Source organism: Cryobacterium zongtaii (assembly GCF_002909375.1).
GTDB lineage: Bacteria > Actinomycetota > Actinomycetes > Actinomycetales > Microbacteriaceae > Cryobacterium > Cryobacterium zongtaii.
Window position 1 is genome coordinate 1 of the sequence record NZ_PPXD01000028.1, and the last position, 22,558, is coordinate 22,558.

Sequence of the window (22,558 nt, forward strand, 5' to 3'; positions counted from 1 at the left end):
TGGCGTGTGAAGATTCGGGCCAGGCATCGATGTCGAGAGGATCGGCAAGCGTGCGCCGGAGGGACGGCATCATCGCGGTGAGAGTCATGAGCCAGACCTCGTTCCCAGATCGCTGGGTCTAAGGGGCTCCAATGTGGGGCTGTCAGGAGTAGTCATTCTTCAGTCCTAACGGACCCCCGGGCGTAAAACCTCCCCCCTAACGGAAGACATACGGGAATTTCGCGGAACCGAACGGTACCTATACGCAGATGGCGGCAGCAGGGGCGAAGTACCGCTTTGTACGGCGAAGCGAAACGCCATGGATCAGCGCGGGCGTATGGATGTCGTTAGGTTCCATCGGGAGACCGTATGGATACCGTTAGGGCCCGGTTTTCCGCGAAACCGAAGGTATCTAATCAGTTGTCGTGCCGCTGCGGCATCCACGATCCGCTTTCGGGTCGTGTCGTCCTTCTCCAGATGGAGTTACTTGTGCTTGACATTGTTTACGTACTCGGCGTCATCGCCGTGTTCGCGCTTGTCGGCGTCATCGGCTGGGGGGTCGAGAAGCTGTGATCTTCTTTGACCTGCTCGCCGCGGCGTTGGCGGTTGCTGCTGTGGTGTACCTCGTGGTCGCCCTCGTGAAACCGGAGCGATTCTAAATGGACGTCTTCTTCGCGATCCTCCAGGTGGCCAGCCTGATTCTCATCCTCGCCCTGCTGTACCGTCCCCTGGGCGACTACATGGCCCACATCTACACCTCGCGGAAAGACCTGAAGGTCGAGCGAGGCTTCTACCGAGTCATCGGAGTGGATTCCCGCGTTGAACAGACCTGGCAGTCCTACCTGCGCGGTGTTCTCGCTTTCTCGGTGGTCGGCCTGCTCTTCGTCTACCTCCTGCAGCGCTTCCAAGCCGTGCTCCCATATTCGCTGGGATTCCCTGCCGTTCCCGAGGGCCTGTCGTTCAACACCGCAGCGTCGTTCGTAGCTAACACGAACTGGCAGTCTTACTCACCCGACCTGACCATGGGCTACACCGTGCAGATTGCCGGCCTTGCGGTGCAGAACTTTGTTTCCGCGGCCGTGGGTATCTCAATTGCTATTGCGCTGGTGCGCGGTTTTACCCGCCGCGAGTCTGCAACGATCGGTAATTTCTGGGTCGATCTGACCCGGGGAATCCTGCGGTTGCTGCTGCCCCTGTCCGTCATCGGTGCGGTCGTGCTCCTGGCGAGCGGCGTGATCCAAAATTTCAATGGCTTCACTGAGATCACGACTCTCAGCGGCGGGATCCAAAACCTGCCTGGCGGTCCGGTCGCATCGCAGGAAGTGATAAAGAACCTCGGCACCAACGGTGGCGGATTCTTCAATGCCAATGCCTCGCATCCATTTGAAAACCCCAACGCCTGGACGAGTCTGTTCCAGAACGTGCTGATGCTGATGATCCCGTTCGCCCTGCCCCGCACGTTCGGTCGCATGGTCGGTAACCACAAGCAGGGTTATGCGATCCTCGCCGTGATGGGCACGATTTACATTGCCTCGCTCACGTTTCTCACCCTCTTCGAGCTGAACGGTGCTGGTACAGCGCCGCAGCTCGCGGGAGGCGCCATGGAGGGCAAGGAACAACGTTTCGGTATCTTCGCGTCAACCCTGTTCGGGTCGACGAGCACCTTGACCTCGACCGGCGCAGTCAACTCGATGCATGATTCGTACACGTCTCTCGGCGGCATGATGCCGATGATTAACATGATGCTCGGCGAGGTCGCTCCCGGCGGCGTCGGCTCGGGCCTCTATGGGATGTTGGTCCTTGCCATCATCGCCGTTTTTGTGGGTGGTCTGCTCGTTGGGCGCACGCCTGAGTACTTGGGCAAGAAGATCGGCCCGAAAGAGATCAAGCTCGCGAGCCTCTACATCCTTGTAACCCCGACGATCGTCCTGTTGGGCACGGCGCTGAGCTTCGCAATTCCCGCCGTACGGGCAGATGTCGAGTCGACCTCGATCTGGAATCCCGGTATTCATGGACTATCCGAGGTGCTCTACGCGTTTACCTCCGCGGCGAACAACAACGGGTCGGCGTTCGCAGGGCTCACTGCGAACACACCGTGGTTCAACACCGCCCTCGGCGTGGCGATGCTCCTTGGCCGGTTCATCCCGATCGTGCTGGTCCTTGCCCTGGCCGGTTCCCTCGCCGCGCAGGACAAAATCCCGGCCACCTCGGGCACGCTGCCCACTCATCGGCCGCAGTTCGTCGGCCTCCTCATCGGCGTGACGGTCATCATCACCGCTCTCACCTATTTCCCCGTACTCGCGCTGGGTCCCCTAGCGGAAGGGCTGCAGTAACCATGTCAACCACCACCACGACACCCGCACTGGCGCCGCAGAAATCCGACGCCCCGCGTACTCCAAGGTCACAGAGCGCGTTCAGCACCGAGCAGCTACTGGCCGCCGTGCCCGGAGCGTTCAAGAAGCTCAACCCGAAGCAAATGTGGCGCAACCCCGTCATGTTCATCGTTGAGGTCGGGGCCGCATTCACCACGGTCCTCGCCATCGCCGAACCGTTCTTGGGCGGCCCGGCGTCGTCCGGCGGCTCCGCGGTGCCGGCGACGTTCACCTGGGGCATCGCCGTATGGCTCTGGTTGACGGTACTTTTCGCCAACTTGGCCGAGTCCGTGGCCGAGGGCCGCGGCAAGGCCCAGGCTGACAGCCTGCGCAAGACCCGCACCAGCACCATGGCCCACAAAGTGGCCGGTTACAGCCCAGCCGGCGATCCCGCAGCGACCACCACGCCCCTCCAGGAGGTCTCCTCCGCGGACCTCCAACTGGGAGACATGGTTGTCGTGACTGCGGGCGACCTGATCCCCGGTGACGGCGACATCATCTGGGGCATCGCCTCGGTCGACGAGTCCGCCATCACGGGCGAGTCAGCACCTGTGGTGAGGGAGTCCGGCGGTGACCGCAGCGCCGTCACCGGCGGCACCCGGGCGCTCTCCGACCGCATCGTGGTCAAGATCACTAGCAAGCCCGGCGAAACCTTCGTTGACCGGATGATCGGTCTAGTCGAAGGCGCCTCCCGCCAGAAGACACCCAACGAGATCGCGCTGAACATCCTTCTGGCAAGCCTCACGATCATCTTCGTCATCGTCACCCTCACGTTGAACCCGATCGCCTCATACTCGGCGGCCGTGGTCAGCCTGCCCGTCCTGGTGGCCCTGTTGGTCTGCTTGATCCCGACGACCATCGGTGCGCTGCTCTCCGCGATCGGTATCGCGGGTATGGACAGGCTCGTGCAGCACAACGTCCTGGCAATGTCCGGCCGCGCCGTTGAAGCAGCCGGTGACGTCACCACCCTGCTGTTGGACAAGACCGGAACCATCACCTACGGCAACCGCCAAGCATCCGAATTCGTATGCCTGGACGGAGTCAAGTTGGACGAGCTGATCCGCACAGCCGCGCTCTCATCACTGGCCGATCCCACGCCTGAAGGGAAGTCGGTAGTCGACCTCGCCGGGGTGGAAGGCATCCACGTGGGCGAATTCGCGGTCGGAGACATCGTTCCCTTCACCGCCCAAACTCGAATGAGCGGACTCGACCAGCCGGACGGCGTGCAGATCCGCAAGGGCGCCGGCTCTGCGGTCATTGCCTGGATCGAAGAGAACGGACGAGTTGCCAGCTCCGTACTCGCCAACCTCGACGAACACGTAGAGAACATCGCGAACAGCGGTGGCACCCCGCTCGTGGTCGCCGTGAAGAGCGCGACCGGTGAGGGCCGCATCCTCGGCGTCGTGCACCTCAAAGACATCGTCAAGGAGGGCCTGAAGGAACGTTTCGCTGAGATGCGGGCCATGGGCATCCGCACGGTAATGATCACGGGCGACAACCCGCTCACGGCCAAAGCGATCGCAGCCGAAGCCGGCGTCGATGGTTACCTCGCCGAAGCCACTCCGGAAGACAAGCTCGCTCTCATCCGCCGGGAACAGAAGGGCGGTAACCTGGTCGCGATGACCGGTGACGGCACCAACGACGCGCCCGCGTTGGCCCAGGCGGATGTCGGCGTTGCGATGAACACCGGCACCTCGGCCGCGAAAGAGGCCGGCAATATGGTTGACCTCGACTCGGACCCGAGCAAGCTGATCGATATCGTGCGTATCGGCAAGCAACTGCTGATCACCCGTGGTGCGCTCACCACGTTCTCGATCGCAAACGACATCGCGAAGTACTTCGCGATCATCCCCGCCATGTTCATGGGAGTGTTCCCCGGCCTGGCTGTGCTGAACGTCATGGGGCTGCACTCCCCATCGTCGGCTGTGCTCTCGGCGATCATCTTCAACGCCGTCGTCATCGTCGTCCTGATCCCGTTGGCTCTGCGCGGAGTGAAATACCGCCCGTTGAGCGCCTCGAAAATCCTCAGCCGCAACCTGCTGGTCTACGGCGTTGGCGGCGTCATCGCCCCCTTCATCGGAATCAAACTGATCGACCTCGTCGTCGGTCTGCTCCCCGGCTTCTAACCCACGTTCGACCTTAGAAAGAAGATTTCATCATGAGCTCACCCCGCTCGGGCATCCCGCATTATTGGGTCGCCCTCCGCGCCATGATCGTCCTCACCGCCGTTCTCGGGGTGGGCTACCCGCTCGTCATCACCGGCATCGGACAGCTCGCCCTGCCCGCTCAGGCGAACGGCTCCAAAGAAACTGTGGACGGCGACACCGTCGGATCCGCTCTTCTCGGGCAGTCCTTTTCCGACGCTGACGGCAACCCTCTGCCCGAGTGGTTCCAACCGCGGCCCTCGGCCGCCGGCGACGGTTACGACGGAGGAGCCTCCAGCGGATCCAACTACGGGCCCGAGAACGCAGATCTAATTGCGGCGATCGAGGAACGGAAGGCGCAGATTGCCGAGTTCAACGGCGTCAACCCGGACGACATCCCTGCGGACGCCCTCACAGCGTCGTCTTCGGGGCTGGACCCACACATCAGCCCGGAGTACGCGCTCATGCAGGTCGAACGTGTCGCCGCCGAAAGAGACCTGGCCGTAGAAGACGTGCAGATTCTCGTCCAGAGCCACATCCAAGCCCGGGACCTCGGCTACCTCGGAGAGCCGACCGTGAACGTGCTGCAGCTGAACATCGCTCTCGAATCCTTTAAGGCGTAGGCAATGAGACGAGGGCGGCTACGAGTGCTGCTCGGCGCCGCCCCCGGTGTCGGCAAAACCTACGCCATGCTCGAAGAAGGCAGACGCCTCCTCGACGAAGGAAAAGACGTGGTCGTCGCGGTCGTGGAAACACACGGCCGCGCCGCCACGGCGGCCATGGCCGAGGGCCTCGAGATCATCCCGCGCAGCACGGTCTCACATCGTGGCGTTGAACTGACAGAGATGGATCTAGCCGCGGTGATAGCGCGGAAGCCCGACATTGCCTTAGTGGACGAGTTGGCACACACCAACGCGCCCGGGTCGGAGCACGACAAGCGGTGGCAGGACGTGGAGACACTGCTGGACGCCGGGATCGATGTGATGTCCACGGTCAATATCCAGCACATCGAATCGCTCAACGACGTTGTGCAGCAGATTACCGGTGCGCCGCAGAGAGAAACCATCCCCGACACGGTGCTGCGCTCGGCAGACCAGATCGAAGTGGTCGACCTCGCACCCCAGGCCCTGCGAGGGCGACTCGCCGACGGCCGGGTCTACCCGGCTGAACGCATCGACGCTGCACTGTCGAACTACTTCCGGCTGGGCAACCTCACCGCCCTGCGTGAGCTCGCCTTGCTCTGGCTGGCAGACGAGGTGGATACCGCGCTGAAAAGCTATCGTGCTGAGCATGGAATCGACAGTAAGTGGGAAGCCAGAGAACGCGTCGTCATCGCTCTCACCGGCGGACCGGAGGGGGAAACTCTCATTCGGCGCGGTGCCCGCATCGCCGCCCGATCCGCAGGCGGCGAACTCCTCGCGGTGCACATCACCAGCCAGGATGGTCTCCGCTCCGCTCACCCGGGAGCGCTGGTCCAACAACGATCCCTTGTTGAGACTCTCGGCGGCACCTACCACCAGGTCGTCGGCGACGACATCCCCCTTGCGCTCGTAGAGTTCGCGAAGGGGGCGAATGCGACGCAACTGGTGATCGGCGTCAGCCGCAGGAACCGGCTGATGGCTGCGCTTACTGGACCAGGAATTGGGTCTACGGTAATCCGTGAGTCCGGCAACATCGACGTTCACATCGTCACCCACGCCGCGGCCGGAGGGCGCTTCACGCTCCCTCGTCTCGCGGGAGCGGTCACGATGAAACGCCGCGTCTCCGGATTCGTCCTCGCCTTGGTCGGCGGCCCACTCGTGACCTGGTTCCTCATGTCGTTCCGGAGCCCTGAGTCAATCACCAGTGATGTTCTCACGTACCAGCTTCTCGTCGTCCTCGTCGCACTCGTTGGCGGAATCTGGCCAGCCCTCTTCGCGGCGTTCCTGTCGGGCCTCACTCTCGACTTCTTCTTCGTCGAACCGGTAAACACGATCACCGTCGATGAACCGTTGCATCTGTTAGCGCTCCTCCTCTACGTCTTGAACGCCGTCCTGGTCAGTTACGTTGTTGACCAAGCGGCGCGGCGTACCCGCGCAGCCAAGCGCTCCGCAGCGGAGTCCGAACTCCTGGCCACGATCTCCGGCAGCGTCCTGCGGGGTCAAAGCGCCCTTCAAGCGCTGATCAGTCGAACTCGCGAAGCGTTCAACCTCGCCGGAGTTCGTCTGACTGGGAACGGGCAGATCATTGTGCAGGACGGCGAACCCACCCGCGATCACAAGCTCACAACGGTGCCGGTCGGGACCCGTGCCACACTCGAACTTCACGGCGGGGACCTGCAGGCCTCAGAACGACGGCTGCTTGCCGTGATCGCCGCACAGATCGACGCGGCATTGGAACACTCCGACCTGACCGCCACTGCAAACGAAGTGGGGCCACTTGCCGAGACGGACCGCGTCAGAAGTGCGCTCCTCACCGCAGTAAGTCACGATCTCCGTCGGCCTCTCGCCGCTGCTACCGCGGCTATCAGTGGACTTCGTTCAACCGACGTTACCTGGTCGGACAGCGATCGGGATGAGCTCATTGCCACAGCTGATGAGAGCCTTCACACCCTCGCATCACTCGTGACCGATCTTCTTGACGTCAGCAGAGTTCAGGCCGGCGTTCTTGGAGTGATGCTCGACGATGTAGATGCGGAAGACGTGATCCTTTCGTCCTTGGACGAACTGCATCTTGGTCCGGGAGATATCGAACTCGATCTCGATCCAGACCTTCCGCACCTCCTGGCAGATCAGGGCCTCCTCCAACGGGTGGTTGTGAACCTCCTCGCCAATGGGGCCCAATTCGCCCCACCCGGCACGCGAGTCCGCATCTCCACCAGCAGATTTGCTGGCACGGTCCAGATCCGCGTCATCGACCACGGTCCAGGTATCGCCCCCGAACGACGTGAGGACATTTTCGTGCCCTTCCAACGGCTCGGCGACACCGACAACCTCACTGGCCTCGGCCTCGGACTGGCCCTATCAAAGGGATTCACCGAAGGCATGGGCGGCACCCTCGAAGCCGAGACCACCCCTGCCGGAGGCCTCACCATGGTCATCGCCCTCCCCGTAGCAACCAGTACGTTCTGCCCTCCAGACGTATCGTCGGATGAGAGACCCTCGACCTCCAAGCCAACCATTCCCGCACCCCAAGGCAAGGAGCCACATGAAAATCCTCATCGCTGACGATGACCCCCAAATCCTCCGAGCCTTGCGCATCACTCTGGGAGCCCGCGGCTACGAAATCATCACCGCCGCCGACGGTACAGAAGCCGTCAACGCTGCCATTGTGCATCGCCCCGACCTCTTCATGATCGACTTGGGCATGCCCGAACTTGACGGAATCCAAGTCATCCAGGGCCTCCGGGGGTGGACCCAGGCCCCGATCCTCGTAGTATCCGGGCGAACCGGCGCAGCTGACAAAGTCGACGCGCTCGACGCCGGAGCCGACGACTACGTCACCAAACCCTTCTCCATCGACGAACTCCTCGCACGCATCCGCGCTCTCACTCGACGCGTCCCCAACCAGGAAACCGCGCCCGTCACACAGATTGCGGACATAACGATTGACCTTGCTGCGAAGAGCATCACCAAGGATGCGCCCGGCGGGATTGAGCTCATACGACTGACGCCTACCGAATGGCAGGTCTTGGAAGTTCTGGTCAAGAACGCTGGCAGACTCGTGTCCAGACAAAGCCTCCTCACCGAGATTTGGGGATCCGAACACGTCACCGACACCGGATATCTCCGCCTCTACATCGCACAGCTCCGAAAGAAGATCGAGCCCGATCCCGCCCGTCCCCGTTACCTGCTCACGGAGTCGGGCATGGGGTACCGTTTTTTGCCCGATCGCGAAATGGCGGGATAACACCATTAATGCAGCCCTGCGTTTTGGCGAAACCCCACGGATAAGCGTGCATCGATCGCGGCTCCAGCCGCGAACCAGCTTGAACCCATCGGCATGAGTTGATCGGAGGCGGTTCGAACAACAGCAGCGCGAGAGTGCGCAACCCCCTCCCTGAGGCTACGCAGTGGGGTTATGGTCTGGCCATATTCACTTCATGAGAGGAAAGCTCGTGGGAACCCTGACGTACGACTCGGGCCTCACAATCTACTTCGACGACTGGACACTCGCTCATCTTCAGGTCGCCATCGGGGTCAAGCTCCACCTAAAAGAAAGCTTTCATCTCTCCTGGAAAGATGAGACAGACGGTGACGGAGGGCGAGGCTCGATCTGGATATTCCCAGGCGCCCCACTCTTCTTCAAGTTCGCCGATGGTCGATGGCCTCTCCTCGATTCGGAGTGGATCGAGGCGCTAGTCAAGGCCGCCAACACGCCCGCAGGAATGACGGTAATGCCAAAACCGCGCCCGCTCGTGCGGGGATCGACCCAAGACAGAGGGAAACCTCTGGCCCTCACTAGCGCACACAGTGGCTGGCAGAGCCATCCACCGGAGAGCGGACGGAAAGTACTCCCCATATGGACAGAGCGACCGACTGACTGATTCATCGCTCGACCTCAATCTGTCCCGCGGAGCTGCAAATATGATCCGGCAGCGGCAGCGGCAGAATCAGCGGTCAGCTGATTCCTGCCTAGCCACCGAGTGACGACGCTTGAGGCTAAGCTTCAGAACGTCACGGGGCGGTCGGGGCATCCGATTCGATGGGGCACAAGCGGCCCCTCCCTTGCCCTCCCGTAGTTCCATATCTCGCGAGGAAGTGACTCCAAAACGACCGCTCTTGCATCTCGTACCGACGCGCGGTCGTTTGGCCACGAGTCTGGCTTAGGGCCCGCCTTTATGCGCGGAAGCCACCCGGGGTGCGGCTGCGAAGCTGGGTGTTTAGTGCCATGCTGCCAACTCCCGAGCGAGAGTGTGGCGTGATCGAGCAAGTAGGCCACGAACCGTTGATTCCGGAACGCCTAACTCGCTAGCTATTACGTTGTAGCTAGCACCCGAGAACTCGCGCATAACCCAGGCTCGACGCTGGTTCGTTGGCAATCCGGATAGGGCCAGCGACAAGGCCTCATTCTGCAGGAGGGTTTCAACTACGTCGAAGGGGCTGTCCAAGAGTGCCGGCATATTCTCGTCAATCTCGACGGTGACGGGACGCCGTTTTCGCAGTCGATCCAGGCACTTGTTACGCACAACACGCATCAGCCAAGCCTTCAGGTGCACGCCGTCCTTCAACACCGGAAGCTTTTCCCACGCAGTGATAAACGCTTCCTGCACGACGTCGTCAGATTCCTCATTGGAACCCAGCGTCCGCATAGCGTAGCCATGCAGCATCGGTCTATAGCGGCGGACTAGTATTTCGAATGCAGTTTGGTTTCCGGCGATTACGAAGTCAACCAAAACACTGTCAGTCTCATTCTCAAGAAGCAACTGGCCAATAACGTCAGGCACCATCAGGTTCCAATGGTTGATAAGGAAGGGCGCCTGACTGCGCGTGGGTTAGGGATATCAGCAGGAAGCACTCGATGAGTATACGGACAGGTGACGACCTAATGTGCTGACCATGGCGCATTAGAACGTCTTGTTGCACTCGTGGGGTGGGCGCCGCGGTGCCGAAACTATTCAAAGCCGCGCCCAGGACGATTTTGGCCCCCGAGAGTATCGTCGGGCCGGGGCGTCCGCCCGACGATTCTCTGTCGGTCGGTCGCTTGCGGCTCGATTGAAATCCAAGAACTAACCGCAAGGTGCCAGTTAGACCGATGGCCGCGCCCCAGAAGCTCAGTGTCTTGAGGCACCGGTAGTCTGCGGAGAGACCAAGAGGACCATTGGCCGCGATCGACCCGGAGTGCGTGGAGCATCACTATCTTTACGTCCCATTTCCTGAGAGCGCCGACATCGACACGGTCCCTGTGGGCAAAGCGATCGCCCTTTGGGTTGCGGCTCAGTATCACGTCCGGCCCACCGTTGCCTGTCCGCAAAACTCCAATGCCGCCTCCAGACCGGAACTCACAAAGCAGCCCGTAGCGCCCGAACGCGGCGCCGAAAGCGCTGCGCGCAATTTGATATGAGTGACTTTTCGGGGCGTGGGCCATTCCCTAACTTCCGACCATGTGGCCGCGTTCTTCAACCGCGTGTTCCACGGCCTATAAATCGCATGGGGTGACAGCTCCAACACGTAGCTAGATCCTACTAGTGAGAATCAGTCATTTAGGGAAAAGTCCGGTCTTCGCGCATCACGAGTATCTGTCGGCCGAGCATCATGAACCAAAAGGGCGGGTGATCTCGCATGCAATCGGGTGATTCGACAAGTGGTTCCGCGCGCGTGCACTTGGCCGGTGTGTCGAATTGGATGGCCGCTAACGCGAGACCTTGGCAGCGACCCCGCCCAATGCGGGTTTACAACGACAGGACGCCCGCAGTCTCCATGGCCACGGCGCAGGTATCTGGCCCGGTAGAGTTGCGGCAGGAAAGGCGGGCAGTGTGCCGGAGAATGGTGCAGCAATGGGTATGCTGCTGCGAGGCCGTTACCGGCTGCTTGACCTGCTTGGCCAGGGCGGCATGGGGGCCGTCTACAAGGCCATCGACGAAGTCCTCGGCCGCCACGTGGCCATCAAGATCTTCCTCGCCGACGCCACCCAGTCGGCCGACGTACGGCGTCAAGAGGATGAGGTTAACATCCTCGCCTCCCTTAGTCACCACAGCCTCGTCACCCTGCTCGACGCTGCCGTTGACCGCAGCGATCCAATGATGCCGCGTATCTACCTGGTGATGGAGCTCGTCGAGGGCGCCGACCTGCAGCGTCGGCTCGCCCGCGGCCCGTTGCCCTTGCGTCAAATCGCCCAGCTGGCTCAGGATCTCGCAGAAGGCCTGGAATACATCCACTCGCGCGGCGTTGTGCACCGGGACATCAAACCCGCCAACGTGCTGCTCGTCAACTACAACGGCGACGACTCGCGTACCCGAGCTAAGCTCGCCGATTTCGGCATCGCCTTGCTCGCCGATTCCCGGCGCTATACCGCGGATGGAGCGGCCACCGGCAGTGCTCACTACATGAGCCCCGAGCAGGCCACGGGTGACCAGGTCGGGCCAGCCAGTGACGTGTATGCGCTGGGACTGGTTTTACTGGAGTGTTTCACCGGCGAAATCGCCTTCCCCGGCCAGGCAGTACCGTCGGCTCTGGCCCGACTTATGAAGGATCCGGCCATTCCCGAAACTGTACCAGCCGCCTGGGCCGGCCTGATCGCCGCGATGACTGCGCGCGACCCTCGGGACAGGCCGTTGGTGGACGATTTGGTGCTCGCGCTGCGGCAGCTGATCGCCGGCAGCTCAGGGCGGCACCGCGCCAATGCACCTCTGCAACTGACGGCCACCCGGCCCGGGGCTCCTGACGCCGCGGACGAAGAGGGTCGGATGATCGCCGTCAGACGCTACGACCTACTAGACACCCCGCCCGACGACACTTTCGACCAGATCACCGCGTTGGCCGCTCGCGCCTTTAGGGTTCCGATCGCGCTCGTCAGCGTGGTGGACCACGATCGGATCTGGTTCAAATCGCGACACGGGTTGGCCGTTGAACAGATCGACCGCGACGCCGGACTGTGCGCCTCCGCCATCCTGCAAGACAAGCCCTGGGTGGTGACAGATGCCCGGATCGATCCCCGAGCGCTCGCTAACCCCCTGGTGATCGGCGAAATGGGTCTACAGTTCTATGCCGGCGTTCCGCTCACCACTCGGGACGGACACAACGTCGGCACCTTGTGCCTAATCGACCACACGCCCCGGGACTTCACGAGCGCCGAGATGGCCACTCTGGAAGGCCTCGCCGGCGTCGTGATGATGGAACTAGAACTGCGCCTGGACAGCCGTCAGGCCCTGCTCGATAGCCGCGCCGCCCTCGGCTAACGACCGTGGGCTGGGGGAGCCCATCCGGCACCCGCCCTGTCCGCTCAATCCAGCTCATCTCCGACGACGCGACTGGCGGCCGCGTATACGGGGTGCCAAGCCTCATACGGATGTCCTGGTGCGTTAGGGCTGGTACATAGACCAATCGCACTCGTTCAGCACGCGAGTCTCCCCATTCACATCGAGGTGCCAGACCCCGCTTGCGCGATCGATAACTGTGCCCACGACTATCTCCGGCAACCACTCCTCACCTTCTCGCAACCAGCGAATCAGACCGATCCGCCTACCAACGTCGCCGAGCTTTCGCTGCACCATGCGTTTATCCTCTCAGAGCGCCAAAACCAGGACGGCAACTGGAGCTGTTATCGCCGAAGAAGCCGCCCGTGAACTGTCATCGGATACGGGATCGGTCTTCTATCGGGCTGACGGGGCGACTTGTAGTTCCGTACAGGCGTCGCTCAGGCGATGACACGCGACGGTGCACGTGACCCAGGGGCTGTACAGCTGCGCCACCCGCTCAGAGGCGACCGTTGACGCAGCGCAGACTTCGACGCACGCGTCGAGGATTGGAGGGTCCTCTGTCGTGAGGCGCCGCCTGGTGGATCGAGCCGAAATCGTCATCAGGGGCAGCAAAATTTCTCTAGATTCCTTCGACCGATGCTGCAAGCTGCGCTCGTCGTCGAGGATGGTGTTGGTGGAGTCGATCCAACCGAAGCAAATGGCTTCCTCGACGGCCTCGGGGTACGGGCAGCGTGGTCGGCCGGTGGTGATGCGCCAGGAGCACAACCACACACCTCGGGCTGACGCGAGGTTGTGCGTCAGCCAAGCTCGCCCTTGTTCCCTAGACTCGGCGTGGATGATCGGGTACTCGAACTCCCACGTTGGGGGGTGGGCGGATACCGGCGGCGGTGATTCTGAAGCGGTCATTTATCCTCCCAGCTCATGATGGCGCCACCTTGAGGTGAATGGCGAGCTTCTTGACGGTGTCGGCGAGATCGGCTGGTTCGATGACCACGACCGGAGCTTCAACGACTGGACACTCGCTCATCTTCAGGTCGCCATCGGGGTCAAGCTGCACCTAAGAGAGAGCTTTCATCTCTCCTGGAAAAATGAGACGGACGGTGACGGAGGGCGGGGCTCGATCTGGATATTCCCCGGCGCCCCACTCTTCTTCAAGTTCGCAGATAGCCGATGGCCTCTCCTCGATTTGGAGTGGGTCGAAGCGTTAGTCAAGTCTGCGAACACGCCCGAAGGAATGACGGTCATGCCAGAAACGCGCCCGCTCGTCGCGAATCGACCCGCCAAAGTTTGGTCCCCTAACGTTAGCGGGACCGCTCAGGTCATTGACCCAGTCTGGGCCGGGCGCACAGTTCGATAATCCGTGTAGGGCCTTTGGCAGTGGAGCGCAAGCCCTTTACGGCCGTCGTGATCGCGCTCTATTCTCTGGGTGCATGGGCTCCTCACAACGCGAAGTTGATCTCGCAGACGTCTTTGTGCTCCTCGCCGACTCACTAAGTGCGGGCCGCGACGTCGTCGACACCATGGACATCCTCGTCCAGGCCAGCACCGAATTTACAGCGGCGACAGACGCCGGAATTCTTCTGGCCGATAGCGGTGGTGTTCTTCACATTGTGGCGTCTTCGAACGAGCGTACGAGCGAGGTCGAAGAGGCCCAGCTTGGTTACAATGAAGGCCCATGTCTGGACTGCTTCGCTTCCGGGGAACCTGTAGAGATTTCTAATCTCTCCGAAGTATCCGGACGGTGGCCTCAGTTTGTTGCGATTGCCCTCTCGCGAGGATTCGATGCCGTGCATTCTTTCCCATTGTGCCTGCGTGGTCACACTTTTGGGAGTATGAACCTTTTTAGTTCCGTCCGCGAACCGTTCAGCGACCAGGACGCAGCTCTGGCGTTGGCCTTGGCTCAAGTGGCAACGATCAGCCTCGTCCAGTACCAAATCATCCACAATCAAGGCACAGTGAACGGACAATTACAGCAAGCGCTGAAGAGCAGGATACTCATCGAGCAAGCTAAGGGTGTTTTGGCGCAGCGCCACGGGGTGCCCATTGATGCCGCCTTCTCCTTGCTCCGCACCTACGCCCGCACAAGTAGTTCAAAGCTGCACGACATCGCTGATGGTGTCGTGCATCACGGGCTCTCGTTTTAGGTGGAACGATTGAGACGTCCGCTTGAACGCCCTCGCCTGGAATAGAAGTCCAGGGCTGCTTGCCTTCAACTTTCCGGTAGTTCAGGCAACGGGTGGGTAAAGAGGTGCCGGACAGTGCCCCAGATTTCAGGCGGTTTGGTTAGTTGTGGTGGCGTGGTGTTGGATGACTGTGGTCAGCGGCTGAATTGTCAGTTTGATCAAGGGGCATTCGTGTTCTCGGGTGTAAGAGTCGACGCTGACGGCAAGTTTGTGGCGAGTCCACGATGTTCGGGGGCTGTAGGGGTTGCGGTCAATGATCTCTGGCGCTCCCAGATGAGTGGTGAACTCGTTGGTCAGGGCGCCGTACCCGAGCGGCCCTCTGAGTCGGCGACAGGGGAGTAGCGAGCAAGCGACGGGGGCCGTGGTCCAGCTCGGTGCTGGTTACGCATGACTCCGGGATCGGCAGCCCGAGCTCATGTCGTAGTTCGTCGTCGGTCCCTCCGACGTTGGCCAAGTACGATCGCCGATCGGTTCACGAAGGGAAGGCTGGGGACCGCAGCCTCGAACTCGGGCGTGTCCCGAGAACCTGCGCATATCCGGCATGAAGAATTTGAGAATACTTCACTTGCGTGCGTGACGATTCGCCTTGTCTGCCCGTCTGAGAAGGGTAGCCCGCAATTCGGCGGATTCGCCGCACCGGCCATCAGACGTATTCGTTCAACTCGGCAGCATTGTTCAAAGGAGAACCTCATGACGTCAGCGCAGAACGAACCCCGCCAGACGCCGCCACCAGTGGCATCCGGCGACACTCAGCCGGCCGCGCACGCGGCGACCAGCGGGAACACCATCCGAGAGGATGTCGTGGCGAAGCAAAAGGAACAGTTCGGCGGCATGCGGTTCGGCACCGCCTTCTTCGGTTGGCTCACCGCCACCGGGGCAGCGGTGCTGCTCACGGCGCTGGTCGCTGGCGCGGGAGCGGCCGTGGGGCTCGGCACCCAGGCCGACCCAGAGCAGACCACCGCGGCAGCAACCGAGAACGCCGCGACGGTGGGGCTGATCGGGGCAATCGCGCTCGGGGTCGTCGTGTTCGTGGCATACTTCTGCGGCGGCTATGTCGCCGGCCGGATGGCGCGGTTCAGCGGAGCGAAGCAGGGCATCGCCGTCTGGCTTTGGGCATTGATCGTTGCCGTGGTGCTGGCTATCGTGGGCGCCATAGCAGGCAGCCAGTTCAACGTCCTCGCCAACCTGAACAGCTTCCCGCGCATCCCCATCAACGAGGGCGACCTCGCCCTCGGCAGCATCATCACGGCCATCGCGATCGCCATCGTCAGCCTCGGCGGCGCCATCCTCGGCGGTCTCGCCGGCATGCGCTACCACCGCAAGGTCGACAAGGCCGGCCTCGGCCGCTAGTCCGCACCACTCCACAGCACTCTTGCACCAACCAAGATCCTCAATTCGATCCACCGCCCCACCATCGCCGGGCAACTGGTCCGGCATGCGAAGTAGGAAGAGAGAAATGACAATGATCAACACCAACAACATCGATTCCCTTATCGGTGCCAACGTCGTCGACACCGAGGGCCGCAAGGTCGGTACCGTCGGCCAGGTGTACCTGGACTCGTCCACCAACCAGCCCAGCTGGGTCACGGTGAAGACCGGACTGTTCGGAACCAGCGAATCCTTCGCGCCCCTTGAAACTGCCGATTGGTCCGGCGACGAGCTCCGCATCGGCTTCGCGAAGGATGTCGTAAAGGATGCCCCCCGCATCGACACCGACGGCGCGCTGGAGAGCGCCGACGAAGACGCCCTCTACAGGTACTACGGCCTTAGCGGATCCACCGTCGGCCAGAGCACCGGCAACACCGGAAACTCCGACGACACCCGCACGGATGCCGCTGCCGGTGACCGTCGCACCGAGGGATACGACACCTCCGGGCCCACCACCGACGACGCGATGACCCGCTCCGAGGAGCAGCTGCGCGTCGGCAAGGAGCAGGTGTCCGCTGGCCGCGCCCGACTGCGCAAGCACGTGGTGACGGAGAACCAGACCGTCACGGTACCGGTGAGCCACGAAGAGGTCACCCTCGAACGTGAACCCATCACCGACGCCAACCGCGGCAACGCCAACTCCGGTCCCGACCTCAGTGACGAGGAGCACGAAGTCCAGCTCACCGAGGAGCGCGTCGTGGTGGATAAAGAAACCGTTCCGGTGGAGCGGGTCCGCCTGGGCACCGAAACGGTGACCGAAGACCAGCGGGTCTCCGAAGACGTGCGCAAAGAAGAGATCGACTACGACGAGTCAGACATCGAGCGCAAGGGCCGCCGCGCCCGCGACGACACCATTTAGCACCTGAAGAACCGCCGGGCCCCGGGAGGCTTCGGTCCCCGGGTCCTGGTGCCGTGGGAGGCGCGACCGTGCGGCTCCAGCGCTATTCAGTTGGTCATGACGTTTCGCGCGGAAGCCTTCGAAGCCCTAACCGGCCAATAGTTTTCCCGACCTGAAAAAACTAAGAGGAGCAGACGTATGTCACAACGCAACACTCTCGTTCGAAGCCTTCATGATGTGGGCCTGGCCGCCTGGTTCGGTGGTTCGCTGATGGGCGCGGTGGGGCTGAACAGCGCTGCCGCTTCCGTCAGTAGCCCCCGGGAACGGCTGGCGGTGTCCAGCGTGGGCTGGAAGCACTGGGCGCCGGTGCAGTGGGCGGCCATGGCCGCGCATGGCCTCGGCGGGGTCGGCCTGATCCTGGGCAACACCGAGCGGCTCGCCGCCCAGAAGGAAGGGCGGGTGAACACCGGTGTCAAGCTGGCACTCACGCTGGCCGCCATCGGCACCAGCGTGTATTCCGGCGTGCTGGGAATGAAGATGGGCGCGAACTCAGGCGAAGCGGTCGAGGGCACCACCGAACCCAGCGAGGTTACCTCAGACGAGTTGGCGTCCGCCCAGAACCAGCAACGCATCCTGCAGTGGGTCACTCCGGTCGTCACGCTTATCCTGATCGTGCTCGGCGCCCAGCAGGGCGAACAGCAGCGGCCGGTGCCGTCGGCCAAAGCCAGCTGGTTCCAACGCGCTATCAGGCGCTAACCGCCCCACTCCCGGCCCGGGTCGATTCGACCCGGGCCGGCACCTGTCGGCGGATAGGGGGCCTCCCCGGGAAGAGCGGTCTCGCGATTTAGCGCCAGGGGGCCAATTCCCGGGCAAGGGTGTGACGTGATCGGGCCAGGAGCCCGCGCACGGTGGACTCCGGAACGACGAGTTCAAGTGCGATGACCGAGTAGGTGCAGCCGGCGAACTCGCGCATGAGCCAGGCACGTTTTTGATTGGCGGGAAGGCTGCTCAACGCCAGGGTCAATGCGTCGTCCTGGAGCAGCAACTCCACGACGTCCACGGGGCTGCTGTCGCTTGTGGCCGGGATGTCGAACGGCAGAATCCCCGGATCCCGTCGCGCAGTACGCAATCGGTCGATGCTTCTATTCCGCACAGCCCGCATCAGCCATGCCTTGACGTGTTTCCCGTCATGCACCGTCGCGAGCTTCTCCCAGGCAATGATGAACACGTCTTGCACGACGTCGTCGGCGTCAGCGATGGAACCCGTCGTTCGCCGCGCGTAGGCCTGCATGAGTGCCCGGTACCGATTCATCAGCACCCCGAATGCGGCTTCGTCGCCGGCAACAGCGAAGCTAACGAGACTCTTGTCGGCCTCGTTATTAAGAAGTAGATAGGCGACTTCCCTCTCCATCATCAGATCCCCTCATCCTGCGCCGAACGAGTTAGCCTAGGATCTGCCCGCCCCCGTGGCAGAAGGCGGAAGAGCCGAGGCAACCAATGCCGCGCGTCTCGAGTTATTCGCACGTCGCACGGACGTTGGCCGGCACCTCAGAGCTTGCGGAGACGGGAATCCCGCGTGATCACGATGCCCAGCGCAACGACGATGCGATGAACCTTTTGTGGATCGAAGACATTATGCAGCGACGTCATCCATCTCGAAAGATGCCTCTGCCAGCCGCTCGGATGTCGCCGGACTCGGGCCTGCACTGAGCCCTGAGGGCGGTGACTAACTGATTTCGCCCGAGAGGGTGACACCGTGCTCGTTCACTCGATGGACCGCCTGGCCCGTAACCTCGATGACCTTCGCGCGATCGTGCGCCAGCTCGCAGCGAAGTGCGCGTCGAGTTCGTCAAGAGCAGCTCATCTTCACTGGCGACGACAACGCGATGGCAACGCTTCTGCTGAACGGGATGGGGGCGTTTGCGAAATTCGAGAGATCCCTCATCCGTGAACGTCAGCGCGAGGGCATCAGTCCGGCAAAGCCGCGCGGCGCGTACCGCGGCCGCGCGCCATCGATGGACGCCAAGAGCGCTACCGAGTTGCGCGCGAAGGCCGCGGCCGGCGTCCCGAAAGCTGCCCTCGCTCGGCACTCTGGGATCAGTCGGGAAACCGTTTATGCTTATCTTCGCGCCGAGGTCTAAACGCCAGGTTGTGCAGGCGACCGTGAACAGCTGACCGCTCCTGGTCGCCTGCACCTCCCGCGGAACACACGGCGGGCCGTGCAGACGACTTCGAGACGCGACAGGCGTGTTGCCGAGCTGGGGGAGTGGCCGGTAGACGATCTCCTATCGAGACGTGGTCGCGGGGCTGACGAGGGGGTTTAGAAGCGACTGCGTAACGGTTCGAGAGGGCGGATGTTGTCCTAGGCTCGGCAGATGACACTCGCCGCTTGGCTCTGCTCCGCTGTAACCATTGTCAGTTCGTTGGTGAGCCTCGGCTTCGCCGTCGCGGGCCATCGCGCCAGGAACGGCACGGGACATGTCTCCTCCGAGTACGCGCTGGCCAGGAGTGCCGCCTTGGTCGTCATCGCTATCGTCGCACCGCTAACCAGTGACGCGGGATTCATCGCCGCCGCCGCCGTGGCCATGATCTGTGTCCAGGGACTCGACGCCGTCATCGGAGCCCGCCTCGGGAATCGAGTAAAAACCCTGGGGCCTGCGGCCACCGCAGCGACTAACGCGGTCGCGCTTGTCTGGCTCATAGTCGTCTCGTAGTCCGCTCCGGAAGAGCGCACTAGACACGTCCAGTAGACCTTCCCTGCCCGGACAGCGGCGCCACCTCCTCCCTTAAACTGTCCACATGACGCGACTGGTGTGGGACATGGATGGAACACTGCTCGATTCCACGGAGGTGGTGCCGGACGCGTTCGTGGAGACAGTCCGCGACCTCGGGGTCGATGGCATCGATCGGGAAAAGGTTGTCGCGGCGTACTCGTTGGGTGTGCCTGAGGTGATGCTCCGGCACCTGGTCGGTCGGACCCTCGAGGATCGTGAGATCGACCTCTACTATGACCGGCTACTCGAAGGCAGCGTCGCGCCCTACGACGGCGTGCTAGAGACGCTTGACACGCTTCGGCAGCGCGGACTGCCGGTTGTTATCTTCACGGGCGCCAGCAGTCGAGCGGCACGGACGCTGCTCGCCTCAGCAGGCATCCAGTTCGACATCCTGGTCGGCGGCGATCACGTCGTGCGACCGAAGCCCGCTCCCGATGGCATCCTGGAAGCTGCGAAACGATTGTCGGTCGCACCAGAAGACGTCGTCTACATCGGCGATGCACCCACCGATCTCCAAGCCGCCCGGTCCGCCGGCGCGCGCGGCGCGGCAGCCACATGGGGGCACCTGTATCAACGGGACGCTCCCGCCGACATTTGTCTGCGTGCGCCACACGATGCCCTGGCGCTGCTCGCCACTCACGACGGCCCCTAGAACAAGCACCAACTCGGGCAAGCGGTCCGGTAGAGGATCGCCTATCGGACTGCATTTCGCTGATTGGGATTGCGTCGGAGCGTCACGTTCACGGTTGGGTAAACGTGGTGTGGAAATCGCGTTCGTCCTGGGTCACGCCCAGCTGATCGAATATGTCTTGGGTGTGTGCAGTCGCGCTGTAGACGATTGGCGCTGTTCCCTTAGTCCGATGGTCTTGCAGTGCGTCATTGGCGCAGTCGCACTCTCAGTCTCGAGTTGCCGTTCGACGCTGGTTGTTCTTCGATGTCCAAATAGTCCAGCGACCGGACGAGCGCGCCGAGTTGTGCGTAGCCGTAGTTCCGTGAGTCGAAGGCCGGGTAGTTACCAACCAAAAACCATCCGACGTTGGACAGCAGGGACCACCCGTCGTCCTCGACTTTGCTCGTCACTGCCGTTCGAAGCATCGTGTGAAGGTCTGGCAAGTCGCCAGCCTCGGAGGCGCCGGGAGCCGGCGCGGCCGGCTCGTGACCGCTTGGAACCGGCTGGCCTGATGGATAGGTTTCGGCTTCCACCGACTTCTCGTTTTCGGGAGCCAAAACCGTTTCGTCCTTCTCCAGGAGTTCTAGGAACGTGAAACGGTCACACGCGTTGCTGAACGCTGATGGCGTCTTTTTCTCGCCGATCCCGATCACGCGCTTACCGGCTTCGCGGAGTCTGATGGCCAGGCGGGTGTAATCGCTGTCCGACGCAACGAGGCAGAAAGTATCGACGTTTCCGGAGTACAACAAATCCATTGCGTCGATGATTAGCGCCGTGTCCGTCGCGCCCTTGCCCGGCACGTAGGCGATCTGTTGCATGGGCTGCAGCGCGAGGTCGGTTAGCAGCTTCCGCCAGCCACCCAAGGGTGGGCTGCCCCAGTCGCCGTATCCCCGTTTCACACCAAGCACACCGTGCGTTTGCGCCTCGGCGAGGATGGCATGCCCGCGGCGATAGCTGACGTTGTCGCAGTCGATCAGCACCGCCACACGCGGCAACCGTGTCCGGGGTAGTTCGCTCGGCTGTTCCATGACACAGTTCTACCGCAACGTGCGGGGTTGTGTCGCCCGTCCATCGTGATAGGCGCAGTCATGACCGCTGGAGGCACGGAAAGCGGCGACGTCTCAAGCATTGCCGCAGGCGCCGAGCACCGATACACGATCGTCTATGGGACGGATAGGGCCACTTGCAGGTCTGTGCAGGCGTTACTCACGCGGTGGCATGCTTGTGTGCAGGTTTCCCAGTTGGGGTGGAGCTGAGCCATTCGCTCACATGCGATCACGGACTCTGTGCAGGCTTCCACGCAGGCATCCAGGATCAGGATCGCTGCTGCGTGATTAGCGCTGGTCGTCCATGAAAGAACCCTGGCCGTCACAAGTCCAATCTCAACGCAGTATAAGTCGGCTAGGAAACACGTGGTGATTTCTCCATCACCGGGCAACGTTAGACATTCCTCTGCGCACAGCTCGCTCACACGGACCAGTTCGTCACATGCTTCTTCGCAGGTACGTATCCGCTCTTGAATCAGAGCGTGAATTAATTCGCTGCGGAGCATGAGGTTCACGGTAACGCCGATGTGCGCCGATATCTTCCCCCTTGACCGTTGTGGCGAAGGTTGGATACGAGACGCCGGCTGCGGACGAAAGTTTGTTAGGCGATCCTCTACCGGCCACGGTTGCTGGCGTCGATTGACAGGGTGTCGTCAGCAGTGGATCGATCCGACAGGAATACCAGTGCACGCCCCGTGCGAAGTTGGTTTTCATTTAGAGATTGACGACAACGAAGTAGCGTGGCTGGCTGAAATTCGTTACGCGTTGGTGACCTCGGGCCGCTCGGCAGACGTTCCAGACTTCTGGCGGCTCTGGGAAGTAGGCCATTCAGCCTATTGACGTCCGACTGATTTGTGGAGCGTCTCTCAACCTCAACCAGGAGGCACACCAACCGAGGCGCTTTGATATGCCTCAAGATGAGGGAATGGATCGCGCGTCAAACCACCTGGTCGCCGAGCTTGAGGAGCCATCGGGTACGCGCACTCGACGTCTGTTCCGTCGTGCGTTGGCGCTGGTCCGTGCAGCATGGGGTTACGTCGAGGTCGACGCTGACCTTGTCATCCGCCGGCGCGCGAGCGGAGCTGAGGTTCTTCGCACTGCCGCCGACCTCGGCGACCCCCACTTTCTTTTGGAGACCGTGCGCCGCGACCTCGAAACCAAGACCGTCGAGGAGTCCGTGCGCGAATGGCGCGTAATCGACTGAGGCTGAGCCCGCTGGGCGTCGGG

21 protein-coding genes are annotated in these 22,558 nt (G+C 62.1%); 17 read left to right on the plus strand and 4 right to left on the minus strand.

Features of this window, described 5'->3' with window-relative positions:
• Positions 1–548 precede the first annotated feature (548 nt).
• The 7 genes from C3B61_RS18480 (at position 549) to C3B61_RS20390 (ending at position 9,020) form a co-directional block, all read left to right on the plus strand.
• Entirely contained in the window at positions 549–638 is a 90-nt protein-coding gene (locus C3B61_RS18480; protein WP_103461949.1) for a potassium-transporting ATPase subunit F, read from the plus strand.
• Entirely contained in the window at positions 639–2,312 is a 1,674-nt protein-coding gene (kdpA, locus tag C3B61_RS18485) for a potassium-transporting ATPase subunit KdpA (RefSeq protein WP_103461950.1), read from the plus strand.
• A 2-nt stretch (positions 2,313–2,314) separates the two neighbouring features.
• A complete protein-coding gene (gene kdpB / locus C3B61_RS18490; RefSeq protein WP_103461951.1) occupies positions 2,315–4,477 on the plus strand; it encodes a potassium-transporting ATPase subunit KdpB in 2,163 nt (720 codons plus the stop codon).
• A 32-nt stretch (positions 4,478–4,509) separates the two neighbouring features.
• Positions 4,510–5,118 (plus strand): potassium-transporting ATPase subunit KdpC, encoded by a 609-nt coding sequence (gene kdpC, locus C3B61_RS18495; RefSeq protein WP_103461952.1) that lies wholly within the window; start codon positions 4,510–4,512, stop codon positions 5,116–5,118.
• Positions 5,119–5,121: 3 nt separating this feature from the next.
• The gene (locus C3B61_RS18500) at positions 5,122–7,701 is read left to right on the plus strand and encodes a sensor histidine kinase (RefSeq protein ID WP_103461953.1); all 2,580 of its coding nucleotides are present in this window, start codon (positions 5,122–5,124) and stop codon (positions 7,699–7,701) included.
• Positions 7,682–8,383 (plus strand): response regulator, encoded by a 702-nt coding sequence (locus tag C3B61_RS18505; RefSeq protein WP_103461954.1) that lies wholly within the window; start codon positions 7,682–7,684, stop codon positions 8,381–8,383. The genes C3B61_RS18500 and C3B61_RS18505 overlap by 20 nt, the downstream gene beginning before the upstream one ends.
• Positions 8,384–8,576: 193 nt before the next feature.
• Positions 8,577–9,020, plus strand: coding sequence for a DUF7882 family protein (locus C3B61_RS20390; RefSeq protein ID WP_482764187.1), 444 nt, complete (start codon positions 8,577–8,579; stop codon positions 9,018–9,020).
• A gap of 336 nt (positions 9,021–9,356) precedes the next feature.
• Here the strand turns inward: C3B61_RS20390 and C3B61_RS18510 are convergent, their stop codons facing one another.
• On the minus strand, positions 9,357–9,923 hold the full coding sequence (locus C3B61_RS18510) for an RNA polymerase sigma factor (RefSeq protein WP_103461955.1): 567 nt from the start codon (positions 9,921–9,923) through the stop codon (positions 9,357–9,359).
• Between the two features lie 915 nt (positions 9,924–10,838).
• Between C3B61_RS18510 and C3B61_RS18515 the strand changes: the two genes are divergently transcribed.
• The 6 genes from C3B61_RS18515 to C3B61_RS18550 all read left to right on the plus strand — a co-directional run bounded on the left by C3B61_RS18515 (position 10,839) and on the right by C3B61_RS18550 (position 17,597).
• On the plus strand, positions 10,839–12,371 hold the full coding sequence (locus C3B61_RS18515; protein ID WP_244286003.1) for a protein kinase domain-containing protein: 1,533 nt from the start codon (positions 10,839–10,841) through the stop codon (positions 12,369–12,371).
• Positions 12,372–13,431: 1,060 nt separating this feature from the next.
• Positions 13,432–13,749 (plus strand): DUF7882 family protein, encoded by a 318-nt coding sequence (locus C3B61_RS20395; protein ID WP_482764189.1) that lies wholly within the window; start codon positions 13,432–13,434, stop codon positions 13,747–13,749.
• Positions 13,750–13,822: 73 nt separating this feature from the next.
• The gene (locus C3B61_RS18535; protein WP_103461958.1) at positions 13,823–14,536 is read left to right on the plus strand and encodes a GAF and ANTAR domain-containing protein; all 714 of its coding nucleotides are present in this window, start codon (positions 13,823–13,825) and stop codon (positions 14,534–14,536) included.
• A gap of 729 nt (positions 14,537–15,265) precedes the next feature.
• A complete protein-coding gene (locus tag C3B61_RS18540; protein ID WP_103461959.1) occupies positions 15,266–15,925 on the plus strand; it encodes a hypothetical protein in 660 nt (219 codons plus the stop codon).
• A gap of 106 nt (positions 15,926–16,031) precedes the next feature.
• Positions 16,032–16,862, plus strand: a complete 831-nt coding sequence (locus C3B61_RS18545; protein WP_341866787.1) for a DUF2382 domain-containing protein — start codon at positions 16,032–16,034, stop codon at positions 16,860–16,862.
• Positions 16,863–17,039: 177 nt separating this feature from the next.
• Positions 17,040–17,597, plus strand: coding sequence for a hypothetical protein (locus C3B61_RS18550; RefSeq protein WP_103461960.1), 558 nt, complete (start codon positions 17,040–17,042; stop codon positions 17,595–17,597).
• Positions 17,598–17,685: 88 nt separating this feature from the next.
• Here the strand turns inward: C3B61_RS18550 and C3B61_RS18555 are convergent, their stop codons facing one another.
• Positions 17,686–18,255: an RNA polymerase sigma factor gene (locus C3B61_RS18555; RefSeq protein ID WP_103461961.1), complete on the minus strand. Its 570-nt coding sequence runs from the start codon at positions 18,253–18,255 to the stop codon at positions 17,686–17,688.
• Between the two features lie 382 nt (positions 18,256–18,637).
• On the opposite strand from C3B61_RS18555, the gene C3B61_RS18565 reads away from it, so the two are divergent.
• From C3B61_RS18565 to C3B61_RS18575, 3 genes are all read left to right on the plus strand, one after another.
• A complete protein-coding gene (locus C3B61_RS18565; protein WP_425266430.1) occupies positions 18,638–18,982 on the plus strand; it encodes a recombinase family protein in 345 nt (114 codons plus the stop codon).
• 234 nt (positions 18,983–19,216) lie between these two features.
• Positions 19,217–19,555: a hypothetical protein gene (locus tag C3B61_RS20135; RefSeq protein WP_244286004.1), complete on the plus strand. Its 339-nt coding sequence runs from the start codon at positions 19,217–19,219 to the stop codon at positions 19,553–19,555.
• Positions 19,556–19,640: 85 nt separating this feature from the next.
• Positions 19,641–20,267 carry an HAD family hydrolase gene (locus C3B61_RS18575; protein WP_103461964.1) on the plus strand — a complete coding sequence of 209 codons (627 nt, stop codon included), beginning with the start codon at positions 19,641–19,643 and terminating at the stop codon, positions 20,265–20,267.
• Between the two features lie 224 nt (positions 20,268–20,491).
• Here C3B61_RS18575 and C3B61_RS18580 read toward each other — a convergent pair whose 3' ends face one another.
• A complete protein-coding gene (locus tag C3B61_RS18580) occupies positions 20,492–21,313 on the minus strand; it encodes an NYN domain-containing protein (protein WP_103461965.1) in 822 nt (273 codons plus the stop codon).
• Between the two features lie 134 nt (positions 21,314–21,447).
• Positions 21,448–21,837 (minus strand): four-helix bundle copper-binding protein, encoded by a 390-nt coding sequence (locus C3B61_RS20400; protein ID WP_482764188.1) that lies wholly within the window; start codon positions 21,835–21,837, stop codon positions 21,448–21,450.
• A 419-nt stretch (positions 21,838–22,256) separates the two neighbouring features.
• Here C3B61_RS20400 and C3B61_RS18585 point away from each other — a divergent pair, with 419 nt between their 5' ends.
• Entirely contained in the window at positions 22,257–22,535 is a 279-nt protein-coding gene (locus C3B61_RS18585) for a hypothetical protein (protein WP_133160366.1), read from the plus strand.
• Positions 22,536–22,558: the final 23 nt, after the last annotated feature.